The sequence below is a fragment of the Variovorax sp. VaC1 genome (assembly GCF_043658315.1).
Classification (GTDB): Bacteria; Pseudomonadota; Gammaproteobacteria; order Burkholderiales; family Burkholderiaceae_C; genus Variovorax.
Window position 1 is genome coordinate 189010 of record NZ_JBIGLT010000008.1, and the last position, 15539, is coordinate 204548.

Sequence of the window (15539 nt, forward strand, 5' to 3'; positions counted from 1 at the left end):
CACAGATGGCCTGGTTCGGACTCGCCCTTCTCGCGCTGGCCCTGGCGCTGATGATGACCACCGGCTGGCCGACCTACGCCGTGCTGCTCGGCGTGTGCACGCTGGGTGCGGTGGCCGGGCTGGCGCTCGGCGCCTTCGACGTCGCGCTGCTGCAGAACCTGCCATGGCGCATCGTCGGTCTGCTGGAGCACGACTTGCTGCAAGCCCTCGCGCTCTACGCGCTGGTCGGCGCGCTGCTCAACCGGCTGGCATTGGCCGAGCACCTGTACAACGGCCTGCGCAAGCTGCTGGCTTTTGTTGTACCGCGTGCCGCGGCGGAGTTGGCCGGCATGGTGCTGGGCCTGATGCTCGCGCCGATGAACGGCTCGGTCGGCGCCAGCCTGCTCACGCTGGCGCGCACCGCCGGCAAGGGCTGGGCGCGCGAAGGCTTGCCCGCCGAACAGCGCACCGCGCTCGTTGCCGTGACCAGCACGCTGGGCGTGATCGTGCCGCCCTCGCTGGTGCTGCTGTTGCTCGGCGACGCCATGCTGCGCGCGCACACCGAAGGCGTGAACATGGCGCGCGAACTCTCGCTGCCCACGGCCGCCGCCGGTGCCGCCAACCGCATCGTCAACACGCAGGACATCCTGCAGGCCGCGCTGGTGCCTGCGGCGGCACTGCTGCTCGGCTGGCTCGCGGTTGCGTGGTTCGGCGCGCGACGCCAGCCGGTGCCGAGCGCGCCACGCGAACCGATCGACCGCCGCGAAGGCTGGACGCTGCTGCTCGTTCCTTTGCTGATCGGCGCGCTGCTGGTGCTGGTGACCATGGGCAAGGTGCGCGCGGTCGAGGGCGCGGCCGCCGCCTGCGTGATGCTGCTGGCCTGGGGCCTCGTGTCGCGCCAGCTCACGCGCCCGGTGCTGTGGCAGGTGCTCGACGATGCAATGGCGCTCACCGGTGCGCTCTACGCATTGCTCGCGGCGGCCACCACCTTCTCGCTGCTGCTGCGCGGCTTCGGCACCGACGGACTGATCGCGCGGCTCATGCTGTCGCTGCAGGGCCATCCGATGCTCGGGCTCATGGCGGTGCTGGCCGTGCTGCTGGCCTGCGCCTTCGTGCTCGATGCCTTCGAGCTGATCTTCCTGATCGTGCCCATCGTGATGCCGCCGGTGCTGGCGCAGCTCGACGACGCGGCATGGATCGCCACGCTCACATTGCTGGTGCTGCAGGCCGGCTTTCTGCTGCCGCCCTTCGGCTATGCATTGGTGCTCGCGCGCGGCCAGGTTGCGCCACGCCCGCCGGTGGCCGCCATCGCGCGCTCGCTCGTCCCCTACCTGGCCGTGCTCACCGTCGTGACCGTCGGCGTGATGGCCCTGCCGCAAACCACGCGCTGGCTGCGCACCTCGCCGACCGCATTGGCACCGGCCCAGCCGATGAACGAGGAAGCGGTCGACCGGCTCATGCGCGAGATGGCGCCACCGCCCGACACGAGCGACAGCAGCGCACCGCCCGAAGAAAACTGAGGGCCCGCACGCGCCAGACTGCCGGACAATGCGCGGCACCATGACCCAGCTTTTCGCCGCGCTCGCGCTGCTTCTTTCCGTTCTTTTCTGCAGCACCGGCCACGCCGCAGCCACGCTGAAAGACGGCGACATCATCTTCCACACCTCACGCTCGGCGCAGAGCGTGGCGGTACAGCGCGCCACCGGTTCTCGCTACAGCCACATGGGCATCGTGCTGTTCCAAGGTGGCAAGCCTTACGTGTTCGAGGCGGTGTCGACGGTGCGCTACACGCCGCTCGCGCAGTGGACGGCGCGCGGCAATGGCGGCCACTACGTGGTCAAGCGCCTGCGCGATGCCGACAAGCTGCTGACACCCGCTGCCGTGGCGCGCCTGCGTGCGCGCACCTCGGACTTCGCGGGCCGTCCGTACGACCTGACCTTCGAGTGGTCGGACCAGCGCATCTACTGTTCCGAACTCGTGTGGAAGCTTTATCAGCGCGCGCTGGGCATCCGCATCGGCGAGCTGCAGAAGATCCGCGAGTTCAACCTGACGGACCCGGCCGTGCGCGCCAAGATGCGCGAGCGCTATGGCGACAAGGTGCCGATGGATGAACCGGTGATCTCGCCTGTGGCGATGTTCGAGTCGCCGTTGCTCATGACTGTGGAGACGCGCTGAAGGATTTTCTGTCTGCTGCTGTTCGTCCAGGGCGGCGCTCACGCCGACGGGGTGCCTTGCTCCGCGAATGTCCCCCGGCCTGCGGCCTCCTCCTTTATTTCGCTGCGCAAGGCACCCCGCCAGCGTGAGCGTTGAGCAGTGCAGTTGTTGATCGGCCAGCACAACGACAGCGCCTTTTGTGCGCAGGGCACCGGGTGCTCCCCGCAGCGAAATAAAGGAGGAGGGGCGAAGCCCCGGGGGACATTCGCGGAGGGGAGTACCCGGTGTCCTGTGCACGCACCCCGAACAACCCAGGCAAACAGCAAAACAGGCACACAGCCTGTGCCCCTCCATAGGCACAACCGCCCCACCCGCGAGACAATCGTTTCCGTGAGTTCCCAGCCCCCGTCAGCCCCGCCGATCCGCCGCATCGCCCACCTCGACATGGACGCCTTCTACGCGTCGGTCGAGCTGTTGCGCTATCCGCAACTCAAGGGCCTGCCCGTGGTGATCGGCGGCGGACGGCGCAGCGTGGACGAGGCCATCCGCAACCTGCCCGAAGGCGGCACGCTGGCCGACATTCCGGTCGATTCGTTCCCGCGCCTGAAGGACTACACCGGCCGCGGCGTGATCACCACCGCCACTTACCCCGCGCGCCAGTTCGGCATCGGCTCGGCCATGGGGCTCATGAAGGCCGCCAAGCTCTGCCCGCAGGCGCTGATCCTGCCGGTCGACTTCGACGAATACCGCCGCTTCTCGCGCGCCTTCAAGAAAGTCATTCTCGACATCGCGCCGCTGATGGAAGACCGTGGCGTGGACGAGGTGTACATCGACTTCACCGACGTGCCCGGCGGCCAGCGCGAAGGCGGCCGCGTGCTCGCACGGCTGATCCAGAAATCGATCTTCGACGCCACGGGCCTGACCTGCTCCATCGGCGTGGCGCCCAACAAGCTCATCGCCAAGATGGCCAGCGAGTTCAACAAGCCCAACGGCATCTCGGTGGTGTACGAGGACGACCTCGAAACGCGCATCTGGCCGCTGCCCTGCCGCAAGGTGAACGGCATCGGCCCCAAGGCCGACGAAAAGCTCAAGCGCTTCGGCATCGAGACCGTGGGCCAACTGGCGGCGCGCGACCGCGACTGGCTCGTTGCCAACTTCGGCAAGGCCACCGGCGCGTGGATGCACGAGGTGTCATGGGGCCGCGACAACCGGCCGGTCGTGACCGAAAGCGAACCCGTCTCGATGAGCCGCGAGACCACCTTCGACCGCGACCTGCATGCGGTGCGCGACCGCGCCGCGCTGGGCGCGATCTTCACCGACCTGTGCGAGCGGCTCGCCGGAGACCTGCAGCGCAAGGGCTACGTGGGCAAGACCATCGGCATCAAGCTGCGCTACGACGACTTCAAGATCGCCACGCGCGACCAGACCATCGACCGCTTCACCGACGACGGCAAGACCATCCGCCAGATCGGCGGCCAGTGCCTCAAGCGCGTGCCGCTGGAGCGGCCCTTGCGCCTGCTGGGCGTGCGCGTGGGTGCACTCGCCAAGGCCGGCAGCTCCGAGGCGCTGGCACCGGCTGGTGCGGGTGCGCAACGCGCGGCTGCGGAGCCGGTGTCGACCACCGCATCGCTTTTCTGAGCGTCGACACCATGGCCATCCAACGCTGGCTCAAGCGCATTGCATTCACGTTGCTGGGGTTGGTGGCGCTGGTCGGACTCTATGTGGCCACGGCCTGCGCACTGGTGCTGTGGCCCGCCAACGCCAGGCCGTCGAACGCCGGGGCGGCCACGAATGCACCCGAGGTGCAGGCCTGGGTGTTGAGCAACGGCGTGCACACCGACTACGTGTTCCCGATCCGCTCGGCCGCCATCGACTGGCAACAGCTCTTTCCGCTGGCGGACTTCCGCGCGGTGCCGCCGGATGCCGAGTTCATCGCCATCGGCTGGGGCGACCGCGAGTTCTACCTGAACACGCCCACCTGGGGCGACCTGACGGCCTCGCGCGCCTTCGGTGCGCTGTCGGGCGGCAACCGCTCGCTGATGCATGTGAGCTACCTGCAGCGCGGGCAACTGGGGCGCGGTGCGTTCAACCTGCCGCTGTCGCAGGCCCAGTACGCGCAACTGGTCGGGTACGTGCAACGCACCTTGCCATCGGGCCGCGCGACGCCCATCGCAGGCGCGCACTACGACAGGCAGGATGCCTTCTACGAAGCCGAAGGCGGCTACAACCTCTTCGAGACCTGCAACACCTGGATCGGGCGTGGGTTGCGGCAGGCGGGCGTCACGGTCAGCCGCTGGACGCCCTTCGACTTCACGGTGACGTGGCACCTGCAACCCGCAACGCACTGAGCGTTGCGGGTTACGCGTTGCAGATCAGTCCAGCCCGTCGAAGTCCGCGTCGTCCGGCCCGATGTGCGGAGGCGAGCGCCAGCCGGCATCGCGCATCGAGCGCGCCACCTGGTGTTCGACGCCCATCAGCACCGCGAACAGCGCCATGCGCACGGGAATGCCGTTGTCGGTCTGGCGGAAGATCGCCAGCCGCGGGTCGTGGTTGAGGTCGATGCTCAGGTCGTTCGCACCGGGGCGGCCGTCGCGCGGCAGCGGGTGCATGAGGATGGTGTCGGGCTTGCAGACCGCATCGACCAGCGCCTTGCGCACCTGGAACTCCGGCGTGTAGCCCTCGATTTCCTCACCCGCGAAGCGCTCCTTCTGGATGCGGGTGGCATAGACCACGTCGGCACCGCGCAGGCCTTCTTCGAGCGATTGCGTCTGCTCGATCACATGGCCGTTGCGCGACACCAGGTCGAGCAGGTAGGCCGGCATTTCCAATGACGGCGGCGCGATCAGCGTGAACTTCAGCCCGCGGTACAGCGCCAGCAGCCGGATCAGCGAATGCACCGTGCGGCCGTACTTCAGGTCGCCCACGATCGCCACATGCGTGCCGTCGACCAGCTTGCCCATGCGCGAGAACTCGCGCTGGATGGTGTACAGGTCGAGGATGGCCTGGCTCGGGTGCTCGCCCGGACCGTCGCCGGCATTGATGACCGGGATGTTGGTGGCACGCGCGAACTCGGCCACCGAGCCCTGCTCGGGGTGGCGCACCACCAGCGCATCGACGTAGCCGCTCATCACGCGGCTGGTGTCGTAGATCGATTCGCCCTTGGCCATCGACGAGAAGGTGAAGCCCGTGGTGTCGCACACCGTGCCGCCCAGCCGGCAGAAGGCCGCGCCGAAGCTCACGCGGGTGCGGGTGCTGGCCTCGAAGAAGAGGCTGCCGAGCACCGCGCCTTCAAGGATGCGCGTGACCTTCTGGCGCCGCGCGATGGGCTGCATGACGTCAGCAACCTGGAACAGGTCTTCGAGGCTCTCGCGCTCGAACTGCGCCACCGACAGCAGGTGCGGCCGGCCTTCGGCGGCGATGCGCTGGCCGAGCGGGCGGTCGTCGGCGCCGGCGGTCGCCTGCGCCTCGCGCTGCAGGATCTCGGCGACGAACTTGCCGACCATCTCGGGCATGGCCCGCGACTCGCCGGAGTCGGCTGGCAGCAGCCAGGTGTCGAGTGCCCGGCGGCGAACACCCAGGCGCTCGGAGAACGCATCGCGGGTGAGATTGAGGCGGCGCATGGCGTCGCGCAGGATGTCTTGTTGCTGGCTCATGGGCCGCAAATATACGCCATGCGTAAGAATTTCTCGTGAAAATTTACGCCTTGCGTATATTTTTAGATGAGGCGGCTGCCCGGCCGCCACAACGCCCTCAGGGCTTGGGCACGCCGCCCTGCCACTGCGGCCAGTTCGCCACGATGTGATCGACCACGCGGCTGCCCACCAGTTCGATGTTTTCCACCGTTTCGGCAAAGCCGCCGGCCGTTTCGCCCGGTGCCGGGTCCAGGTGCTGCAGCGTGGTTTCCTTCGGGCTGCCCTGGTCGAAGTTGACCGCGCCGCGCAGGCTCATCACGCGGTCGGTGCCGTGCGTGCGCTTGATCACGAGGGTGATGGCGGCGGCTTCCATTTCGGTGATGACGTAGTCGTCGGCGCCGTAGAGCTTGGCGATGTACTGCGCCTGCTTCGACATGCCGGGGCCGTGGAAGAAGGTGTCGCCGGTCATGTGCGTGCCGGTGCCCACGAAAGGCGCGCGGCGCGCGGCGGCGTCGGGGTAGCGCAGGCGGTACTTGCGCGCCGATTCCGAGTCTTTCAGCGGCGTGTCGGCCGAGAGCTTCATGGCCCATCTCACGAGGTCGGGGTTGATCCTGAAGCGGCGGTATTCCTCGTAGCCCTTGCGCGGCATGAAGGTCGGCTCGCCGGCCTTGTTCTCTTCGGGCGCCCAGCGGTGGCCCAGGTCGTAGTCCACGAGCCAGGTGGCCCAGCTGACTTCGCCGATGGTGCCGCGCGACGGCGGCGTGCCGGCCACGCCGGAGATCACGTAGTAGGCCTGCGAGAAGTCGAACTGCGGGTTCAGCAAAATGGCCTGCATCGACGACGACGAGTTGACCTTGCCCATGCCGAGCACCGCGCCGCACACGCCGTCGGCGTTGCAGTACACGGGCTGCAACGCGCCGGGCACGGCCATCGGCTTGGCGTTCATCCAGTAGCGCTCGTACCAGTGCTGGAACTCGCCGGCGCGGTCGCCGGTGTTCTTGCCGATCTCGAACATGGCGGCGACGAACACCTTGACCTTGATGGGCGCAGCGGCCGCCGTGGCGGGCGCCGCGGTCGCGTTCGTTGCGGATGACGGGTTCGAGGTGGAAGCACAGGCGGTGGCAAGCAGCGCAACGCCGCACAGCGCCAAGATACGCGTGCCAAGGGAAGACCAACGAGGAAACATTCTGGAACTCGGTAAAGGAAAAAGGACGCCGGACAGCAGCAACAAACGCGCCCGGCGCGCCGGCAACGCGCGCGGCGCCCTGCCCGCCACCCGCGATTGTCGGCTCAGCCGCCGCTGGCGGCGAGGCTGAAGCGCACGCTGTCGCGCTCCAGCGCGATGGCATAGCCGAGGTCTTCGGCCAGGTTCTGCAGCGCGACCGCATCGATGGCCAGCGCGCGCGGTGCACGGTGCGCGTCGAGCACGGCCTGCGTGGCGCCGGGTTCGCGCGGCAAGGCGCTCAGGCGCAGCGCATCGGCGCCGTCGGCCTCGATGCGGATCGTGCCGGCCTCGACCACGCCGTCATGCAGGTAGCCGAGCGCGCCCAGGAAGAGGTAGCGCAGCGCGGCACCCGCGGGCCAGCGCGGCTCGTCATCCCGCGCGGCAACGGAATCGGTGGCGTCGAGCGCCACGCCGTGCAGGTCGAAGGCCGAGCGCATCAGGCTCACGCACTGCGCCACCAGTGCGCTGCGGGTGATGCCGTCGTCGGTCGTCGCCAGTTCCCAGTCGCGCAGCGAGCGGATGGCGTGGACCAGCTCCGACACCTGGTTGTCGATCAGCGCCACGCGCTCTTCGCAAGCAGCGGCATCGATGGTGGCGGCGCCCACCTGCCGCTTGAGCATCAGCAGCGCCATGCGGATCACCGACACCGGCGCGGCCATGTCGTGCCGCAATGCCGGCAGGGCGCGCGTGAGCAGTTCATGGCGCACGCCGGCGGCGATCCAGCTGCGCGCTCCGGGAGACGACTTCATCGCGCGGCACCTCCAGTCGGCAAGGACATCGGCCCCGACGCGAAAGACGCCGGTGCACGGGCGTGGCCTGCGGGGTGAAAAGCGACGGAAGGCACGGTCACGGGATACGTCCTGAAACGGAAAGCAAGGCCACGAGTATCGGGCCCGTCCCCCGCGCCGGACGTAGGAACGAGCCTACGACGGCCGGCCCCGCGCCGCGCCGCGCCGGGCCGGCCGCATCGCCATCGCCATCGCCATCGCCATCGCCATCGCCATCGCCATCGCCATCGCCACCGCCACCGCCATCGCCATCGCCGATTGGAGATGTCCGGAAGCAGCGCGCCGGCACCGGGCCGCTTGCCTATCTTCGGCCGCTCCTTCACTCCCCCTGAACCACACCGCATGACACCCGAACAGAACAAGCGCGCCGTCTCCGAAGCATGGAAGGCCTTTGCCAGCCGCGACCCGCAGCGCATCCGGGCCGCCTTTACCGACGACGCCGAATGGCTCGCGCCGAAAGACAACGCCACTGGCGTGGCGCTCGGCTTCACCGATCACATGATCGGACCCGACACCATCGTGCGCTTCCTGGCCGAGGAATTTCCGAAACTGTTCGTGGCCGATGTGTCGGTGCAGTTCACCCACCCCATGCTCTGCGAGGGCGACACGGTGATGCTCGAGATGCGCCTGCAGGCCACGCTCCCCAGCGGCCGGCGCTACGACAACGACTACTGCCTCATCCTCGAACTGCGCGAAGGCCGCATCGCCCGGGTGCGCGAGTACATGGACACGCAGAAGGGCCGCGGCAGCGTCATCGGCGACCTGCCATCGGACCTCAGGGCTGCCGGGCCCGTGCCTGCAGTTCCCGCTTGAGCAGCTTGCCGTTGGCCGTGGTCGGCATCGCGTCGATCACCTCGATGCGGGCCGGCCGCTTGTACGGCGACAGGTGCTCGACCAGCTGCACGCGCAAGGCCGCTTCGTCGAGCACGGCGCCGGGCTTCATCTCGACGAAGGCGACGATCTGCTCGTTGCCATCGGCCTCCGGCACGCCGACGACCGCGCACAGGTGTACGCCGTCGAAGCGGCCGATCACCGCCTCGATCTCGGCCGGGTACACGTTGAAACCCGAGCGGATGATCATTTCCTTCAGCCGCCCGACCACGAACAGCGCGCCGTCTTCGCCGAAGCGCCCAAGGTCGCCCGACGCGTACCAGCCGCCGGGGCGCATCACCTGCGCGGTGGCGGCCGCATCGCGGAAGTAGCCCAGCATCAGGCCCGGGCCGCGCAGCCAGATTTCGCCGGTGTCGCCTTGTGCCGCGTCCTGTCCATCGAGGGTGACGATGCGCGCCTCGCCGCCTTCGACCGCATGGCCGGCGGCCGTGTCGGTGCGCGGCGATTCGGTGCGCGTGAGAAACACCGAGCCCGCGTACTCCGACAGGCCGTAGCCGTAGTGCAGCGGCTGCCCGAACAGCCGCTCCACGCGCTGCTTGAGCGCCGGGTCGAGCGGCGCCGAGCCGGTGTACACGTAGCGCAGTTGCGGAAAGCGCGGCACCACGTGCTCCGCGTCGATGTGGGCCAGCAGGCGCGCGTACATCGTTGGCGGGCCGAGCAGGTTCGACACCTGCTCGCCGGCCAGCGCCTGCAGCACGTCGGCCGGCGAAAAGGCACTGCGCAGCACCAGCGACGCGCCACCCGTCAGCGCCGCCATCAGCACGGTGCCGATGCCGAAGATGTGCGTCATGGGCAGGAAGGCGTAGGCACGGTCGCGTTCGTTCAGCGCGCGCACGGTGGCCGACACGCGCCCGAAGTGCAGCAGGCCGCGATGCGACACCATCACGCCCTTGGGCGTGCCCGAGGTGCCCGACGTGAAGATGATGGCGGCCGTGTCGGCCAATGCCGCATCGGGCTCCACACGTGCCTCGGCGCGCACCGCCGAACGCATCACGCCCGGCAATGCCATCGGCACCGCACCGGCGCGCTGCGCATGCCGGCCGGCCGATTCGGAAGCCTCGGCGGTGAAGCAGCACAGGCGCGCATCGGCCCGCTCGGCGATGGCCGCCACCTCGCCCGGCGACATGCGCGCATTGACGCCGCACGACCACGCACCGATGCGGCTGCAGGCCATGAGCAGCGCGATGTGCGCGGCGCAGTTCTCGGCCACCAGCACCACGCGGTCGGTCGGTCGCACGCCGGCATCCTGCAAGTCTTGCGCGGCCACGTCGACCATCGCCTGCAAGGCCGCGTAGGTCGTGGTGCCCGTGGGCCCGAACAGAAAAACGGCATCGGGCGTGCGGGCCGCACGCGCCTCCAGCAATTCGTGAATGCGCCGCATCGCTTATTCCGCCTCGATGCCCTTGGACGCGCTCGCCCAGAGCTTGCGGTCGGACACGCCCTTGGTCGCCAGCAGGTCCGGCGCGCCCGACCACACGTCGTAGCCCTGCTCGCGCAGCCGGCGCGCGATGTCTTCGCGCGCCAGCATCTTCTGCGCGGCCGCATTCACGCGCGCGACCAGCGCCGGATCCATGCGCGCCGGGCCGTAGAGACCGAACCAGCCGCCCACGTCGTAGCCGGGCACGCCCGACTCGATCATGGTCGGCACCTCGGGCAGCATGCGGTTGCGCTGGCGCGAGGTCACGGCCAGCGCGCGCACCTTGCCCGACTGAATGAAGGGCTTCGACGTGGCGATGATGTCGAACATCATCGTCACGGTGCCGCCCATCACGTCGGCCAATGCGGGCGCGCTGCCCTTGTAAGGCACATGCGTCATCTGCACGCCGGTCATCTTCTCCAGCAATGCGCCGCTCAGGTGGTTGGACGCGCCCACGCCCGCCGAGCCGTAGAACACCTTGCCGGGCCGCGCCTTCGCATAGGCCAGCAGCTCGCCCACGTTGCGCACGGGCAGCTCGTTGTTGACCACCAGCACGTTGGTGTAGTCCACCAGCGGCGCGATGGGCGTCAGGTCCTTCATCGGGTCGAAGGCCATGTGGCGTTGCACGTTCGGGTTGATGGTGATGGTCGGGCTCGCGCCGAAGAACAGCACGGTGCCGTCGGGCGCGGCCTTGGCGACCGCGTCGCCGCCGAGCGAACCGCTGGCGCCCGGCCGGTTGTCGACGATGACCTGCGTGCCCAGCTCCTGGCTCAGCGCGGGCGCGAGCAGCCGTGCCGCGCCATCGACCGGGCCGCCGGCCGAATAGCCGACCACGAGCTTGATGAGCGATGGCAAGGGCTGTTGCGCAAAAACGCGAGAAGGCAAAGGCAGCGTGGCGAGCGCTGCGCTGCCCGCCAGCGCGGCCATGAGCTGGCGGCGCGAGAAGTCGATGGGTGTCATGGGCGTTGTCTCCTGTTGTGTATTTCTTCGGCGGCTCACATCGCTCAGGCCGGCAGGTCGAGAACCTGCCGCGCGAGGATGTTGCGCTGTATCTCGTTGGTGCCGCCGTAGATCATTGCGGCGGTGGAGCCGATAAGCGGCGACAGCACGTTGAAGGTCTGCCCGTCGAGCACCTGGTCGCCGGCAACGGCGCCCTGCTCTTCCCCGGCCTCGACCAGCAGCGCGCCGATGCGGTGGAAGGTCTCGCTGGCCCAGATCTTCAGCAGCGACACCGACGCGGGCAGCGGCTTGCCGGCGCGCACGATGTCGGCAAAGCTCGTGTAGGCGGCGGTCAGGTCGGCCACGTCGAGCCGCAATGCGGCAAAGCGCTGCGCGAACACCGGGTCGGCGAACAGGCGCCGCGCCTGCGCCAGCCGCGCGAGCTGGCCCAGCGCGTACTGCGACTGCTTGGGGCTGCCGAGAAAGATGCGCTCGAAACCCAGTAGCGCCTTCGCAATCGTCCAGCCGCCGTGCAGCTTGCCCACGAGGTTCTCGGCCGGCACGCGCACGTTGTCGAAGAAGACTTCGCAGAACTCCGGCTCTCCCGCCAGCGTGTGGATCGGCCGCACCGTGATGCCCGGCGTGCGCAGGTCGCACAGCAGGAAGCTGATGCCCTCCTGCTTGCGCGCATCCTTGTCGGTGCGCACAAGCATGAAGATGTGGTTGGCGTCCTGCGCGAGCGTGGTCCAGATCTTCTGGCCGTTGACGACGAAGTGATCGCCTTGCGCATCGCGTGCGGGCAAGGCCTCGGTGCGCAGGCCCGCCAGGTCGGAGCCGGCGTTGGGCTCCGAATAGCCCTGGCACCACACATGCTCGCCGCTCAGGATGCGCGGCAGAAAGCGCTGCTGCTGTTCAGGCGTTCCGTGCTGGATCAGCAGCGGCCCGATCATCACGATGCCCTGGTCGGGCGCGCGCGCCACGCCGTACTGCTCCAGCTCCTCGATCCAGGCGATGAGCTTGTCGGCCGGCAGGCCCATGCCGCCATGCGCCTGCGGCCACGCCGGTGCGATCCAGCCTTGCGCCGACAGCGTGAGGTACCACTCGCGCATCTCGCTCCAGCGTGCGCGGTGCGACAGGTAGCGAAGTTCTTGCGGATAGCGCTGCTGCAGAAAGCCGCGCACCATGCGGCGGAAATCGGGCTCGGGCATCGCGGCCCAGTCGGCCTGGCGCGGGAACTCGCCGGTCCACGCTTCCGTCGTGCCCGAGGTACTGCCGGCCTCTTCCGTCAGCGCGGCATGGCGGCGCTGATGTGCCGTGACGTTGCCCAGCCATGCGGAAAGGCACAGCACGCGCTTGTAGAACAGGCTCAGGTCGCATTCCTGCGTGTAGCCGATGGCGCCATGCAGCTGCACTGCCGCGCGCGAGGCCTGCAGCGCGGCGGCGGTGCAGCGCGCATTCGCGCGGCTGGCCTCGGCTTCGAGCCGGTTGCACGACAGGCCCTGTGCCGCCAGCGCGAGCACTTCGTTCAACGTGGCCTGCGCCACTTCGAGGTGAATGAACATGTCGACGCAGCGATGCTGCAGCGCCTGGAAGCTGCCGATGGGCTTGCCGAACTGCGAACGCGTGCGCAGGTACGCCAGCGTCTGCGCCAGCATCGCCTGCCCCGCGCCCAATAACTCGGCCGCCTGCAGGATCTGGCCGGCCGCGAGTGCGTGGCGCAGCGCGTCTTGCGCGGCGGCGCCTTCGGCCAGCACGGCGCTGGGCGGCAGCACGACCTGCTCGAAACGCAGGTTGGCGGCCTGGCTGCCATCGACCAGCGGCACCAGCGTCTCGCTCACGCCTTCGGTGCCGCGGGGCACCCACAGCAGCACCGCATCGTCATCACCGCGCGCCGACACCAGCCAGCCGCTGGCGGCAGCGCCGGGCAGCACCATGAGCTTTTCGCCTTGAAGCAGCACGCCGCCCGCCTGTGCGCCATGCACCTCGCAGCCGCAGGCCAGCGGCACCGCGCTCAGGTCGCCCGCGCTTTCCTGCCAGGCCAGTGCGGGCAGGCTGCGGCCTTCGACCAGTTCGCGCAGCAAGGCATGTGCACCCGGCGTGTCCAGCCGCGCCAGCAGCAATGCGCTGAGGCCGCCCACTGCGAGCAGCGGTTCGGGCGCCACATGCTCGCCCGCGGCGCGCAGGATTTCTGCCGCACCGTCGAGCCCCAGCGCAAGGCCGCCCACCGATTCAGGCGCCAGCATGCCGGGCCAGCCGAGGGCCACGATGTCTTTCCAGCCTTGCGCTTCGTCGCCGTCCGGTTGTTCGGTGCGGGTGCGCCGCCTGCCGATGGCGCGGCTGCGCACGAAGTAGTCCAGCGCCGCTTCGCGCACTGCCGCGAGTGATTCGGTGTCCATCCAGTTTGCCTGCCTCGTTCCGTTGCAAAGACGGATCGCAGCGTGCCTGAAGACCCCGCCACAGGGCATTTGCATTTGCCGAAGGGAGGGTTTCGCAATCAAATAGCAGCCTTGCGTACAGAGGCATAAATTCGCCCCATGACCAAGATCAAGAAATCCCTGCACACCGAACTCGGCCACAGCACGCCCGACAAGATCACCGTTCGCGGGCGCGATCTGCCGTCCGAGATCCTCGGCCACCTGAACCTGGGCGACATGGCCTTCCTGGAGCTGACCGGGCGCATCCCGACGCCGCAGGAGTCGGTAACCTTCAACGCCATCGTCGTCACGTTGGTCGAGCACGGCGTCACGCCCAGTGCGCTGGCCGCCCGCCTCACTTACGCAGGCGCCCCCGAGGCACTGCAGGCCGCAGTGGCCGCCGGCCTGTGCGGTCTGGGCACGGTGTTCGTGGGCAGCACCGAGGGCGCGGCCAAGATGCTGTACGAGGCGATTCCGTTCGGCGAGAAACCGACACGCCCGCTCGCCGACATGGCCAAGGACATCGTGGCCGATTACCGTGTACGCAAGCAGATCGTGCCGGGCCTGGGCCATCCGCTGCACAAGCCGATCGATCCGCGCACGCCGCGCCTCTTCCAGATCGCGGCGGAGAACGGCCTGTCGAGCCACTACGTGGCGCTGATGCAGGCGGTGCAGGAAGAAGCCGAGCGCATCTCGGGCAAGTCGCTGCCGATCAACGCCACCGGCGCCATCGGCGCGATTGCCGCCGAGTTCGGCTTTCCGTGGAAGATCATTCGCGGCTTCGGCGTGATGGCGCGCGCCATCGGCCTGGTGGGCCACATCCTCGAAGAGATCGACGACCCGATGGCCATCGAGATCTGGCAGCGTGTGGAAAAGGAAGCCGGCGGCCCGCGCCAGGACTGAGCGAGCGAACGAGCGAGCAGCAAACGAAGATGAACAACGCCAACGACAAGAGCTTTCCCGACATTCGCGATGCGGTGCGCGACCTGTGCGCGCAGTTTCCCAACGAGTACTTCCGCAAGATCGACGAGGCGCGCGGCTACCCCGCCGAGTTTGTCGATGCGCTCACCAAGGCCGGCTGGATGGCCGCGCTGATCCCGCAGGAGTACGGTGGCTCGGGCCTGGGCCTGACCGAAGCCTCGGTCATCATGGAAGAGATCAACCGCTGCGGCGGCAACTCCGGCGCCTGCCACGGCCAGATGTACAACATGGGCACGCTGCTGCGCCATGGCAGCGAAGCGCAAAAGCGCGCGTACCTGCCCCGCATCGCCACCGGCGAACTGCGCCTGCAGTCGATGGGCGTGACCGAGCCCAGCACCGGCACCGACACCACCAAGATCAAGACCACGGCCGTGAAGAAGGGCGACCGCTACGTCATCAACGGGCAGAAGGTCTGGATCTCGCGCATCCAGCATTCGGACCTGATGATCCTGCTGGCACGCACCACGCCGCTGGCGGACGTGAAGAAGAAGTCCGAAGGCATGTCGATCTTCATCGTCGACCTGCGCGAGGCCATCGGCAAAGGCATGACGGTGCGGCCGATCCTGAACATGGTGAACCACGAGACCAACGAGCTGTTCTTCGAGAACCTGGAGATCCCGGCGGAGAACCTGATCGGCGAGGAAGGCCAGGGCTTCAAGTACATCCTCGACGGCTTGAACGCCGAGCGCACGCTGATCGCAGCCGAATGCATCGGCGACGGCTACTGGTTCATCGACAAGGTGACGGCCTACACCAAGGAGCGCGTGGTGTTCGGCCGCCCCATCGGCCAGAACCAGGGCGTGCAGTTTCCGATAGCCGAAGCCTTCATCGAGATCGAGGCGGCCAACCTGATGCGCTACGAGGCCTGCCGCCTGTTCGACGCACACCAGCCCTGCGGCGCGCAGGCCAACATGGCGAAGTACCTCGCGGCCAAGGCAAGCTGGGAGGCGGCCAATGCCTGCCTGCAGTTCCACGGCGGCTTCGGCTTTGCCTGCGAATACGACATCGAGCGCAAGTTCAGGGAAACGCGGCTGTACCAGGTCGCGCCGATCTCGACCAATCTCATCCTGAGCTACGTGGCCGAGCACATGCTCGGGATGCCGCGCTCGTTCTGAAGGG

Annotated in this window: 13 protein-coding genes; 7 read left to right on the forward strand and 6 right to left on the reverse strand. The window is 68.4% G+C overall.

Annotation, left to right across the window (positions count from 1 at the left end):
- Nucleotides 1-5 precede the first annotated feature (5 nt).
- The 4 genes from ACGLHS_RS28785 to ACGLHS_RS28800 all read left to right on the forward strand — a co-directional run bounded on the left by ACGLHS_RS28785 (nt 6) and on the right by ACGLHS_RS28800 (nt 4481).
- Nucleotides 6-1499: a TRAP transporter large permease subunit gene (locus tag ACGLHS_RS28785; RefSeq protein WP_394485255.1), complete on the forward strand. Its 1494-nt coding sequence runs from the start codon at nt 6-8 to the stop codon at nt 1497-1499.
- Between the two features lie 40 nt (nt 1500-1539).
- Nucleotides 1540-2154, forward strand: coding sequence for a YiiX family permuted papain-like enzyme (locus ACGLHS_RS28790; protein WP_394485257.1), 615 nt, complete (start codon nt 1540-1542; stop codon nt 2152-2154).
- Nucleotides 2155-2577: 423 nt separating this feature from the next.
- Nucleotides 2578-3771: a Y-family DNA polymerase gene (locus ACGLHS_RS28795; protein ID WP_394485410.1), complete on the forward strand. Its 1194-nt coding sequence runs from the start codon at nt 2578-2580 to the stop codon at nt 3769-3771.
- An 11-nt stretch (nt 3772-3782) separates the two neighbouring features.
- Nucleotides 3783-4481, forward strand: coding sequence for a TIGR02117 family protein (locus tag ACGLHS_RS28800; RefSeq protein WP_394485258.1), 699 nt, complete (start codon nt 3783-3785; stop codon nt 4479-4481).
- Nucleotides 4482-4505: 24 nt separating this feature from the next.
- Here the strand turns inward: ACGLHS_RS28800 and ACGLHS_RS28805 are convergent, their stop codons facing one another.
- The 3 genes from ACGLHS_RS28805 to ACGLHS_RS28815 all read right to left on the reverse strand — a co-directional run bounded on the left by ACGLHS_RS28805 (nt 4506) and on the right by ACGLHS_RS28815 (nt 7739).
- Nucleotides 4506-5786: an aspartate carbamoyltransferase gene (locus ACGLHS_RS28805; protein ID WP_394485259.1), complete on the reverse strand. Its 1281-nt coding sequence runs from the start codon at nt 5784-5786 to the stop codon at nt 4506-4508.
- Nucleotides 5787-5883: 97 nt separating this feature from the next.
- A complete protein-coding gene (locus tag ACGLHS_RS28810; protein ID WP_394485260.1) occupies nt 5884-6951 on the reverse strand; it encodes a purine-nucleoside phosphorylase in 1068 nt (355 codons plus the stop codon).
- A 104-nt stretch (nt 6952-7055) separates the two neighbouring features.
- Nucleotides 7056-7739, reverse strand: a complete 684-nt coding sequence (locus ACGLHS_RS28815) for a hypothetical protein (RefSeq protein WP_394485262.1) — start codon at nt 7737-7739, stop codon at nt 7056-7058.
- A 381-nt stretch (nt 7740-8120) separates the two neighbouring features.
- Here ACGLHS_RS28815 and ACGLHS_RS28820 point away from each other — a divergent pair, with 381 nt between their 5' ends.
- The gene (locus ACGLHS_RS28820) at nt 8121-8591 is read left to right on the forward strand and encodes a nuclear transport factor 2 family protein (RefSeq protein ID WP_394485263.1); all 471 of its coding nucleotides are present in this window, start codon (nt 8121-8123) and stop codon (nt 8589-8591) included.
- On the opposite strand, the gene ACGLHS_RS28825 is transcribed toward ACGLHS_RS28820, so the two are convergent.
- From ACGLHS_RS28825 to ACGLHS_RS28835, 3 genes are read right to left on the reverse strand one after another with little or no spacing between them, the layout of a single operon-like run.
- Nucleotides 8554-10050 (reverse strand): class I adenylate-forming enzyme family protein, encoded by a 1497-nt coding sequence (locus tag ACGLHS_RS28825; RefSeq protein ID WP_394485264.1) that lies wholly within the window; start codon nt 10048-10050, stop codon nt 8554-8556. The genes ACGLHS_RS28820 and ACGLHS_RS28825 overlap by 38 nt on opposite strands.
- 3 nt (nt 10051-10053) lie before the next feature.
- Nucleotides 10054-11046, reverse strand: coding sequence for a Bug family tripartite tricarboxylate transporter substrate binding protein (locus ACGLHS_RS28830; RefSeq protein ID WP_394485265.1), 993 nt, complete (start codon nt 11044-11046; stop codon nt 10054-10056).
- A gap of 44 nt (nt 11047-11090) precedes the next feature.
- Nucleotides 11091-13421: an acyl-CoA dehydrogenase gene (locus ACGLHS_RS28835; RefSeq protein ID WP_394485266.1), complete on the reverse strand. Its 2331-nt coding sequence runs from the start codon at nt 13419-13421 to the stop codon at nt 11091-11093.
- A gap of 138 nt (nt 13422-13559) precedes the next feature.
- On the opposite strand from ACGLHS_RS28835, the gene ACGLHS_RS28840 reads away from it, so the two are divergent.
- Nucleotides 13560-14342 carry a citryl-CoA lyase gene (locus tag ACGLHS_RS28840; protein ID WP_394485267.1) on the forward strand — a complete coding sequence of 261 codons (783 nt, stop codon included), beginning with the start codon at nt 13560-13562 and terminating at the stop codon, nt 14340-14342.
- Nucleotides 14343-14371: 29 nt separating this feature from the next.
- Complete coding sequence (locus ACGLHS_RS28845; RefSeq protein ID WP_394485268.1) at nt 14372-15535, forward strand: acyl-CoA dehydrogenase family protein; 1164 nt, start codon at nt 14372-14374, stop codon at nt 15533-15535.
- The last annotated feature ends 4 nt before the right edge of the window (nt 15536-15539 follow it).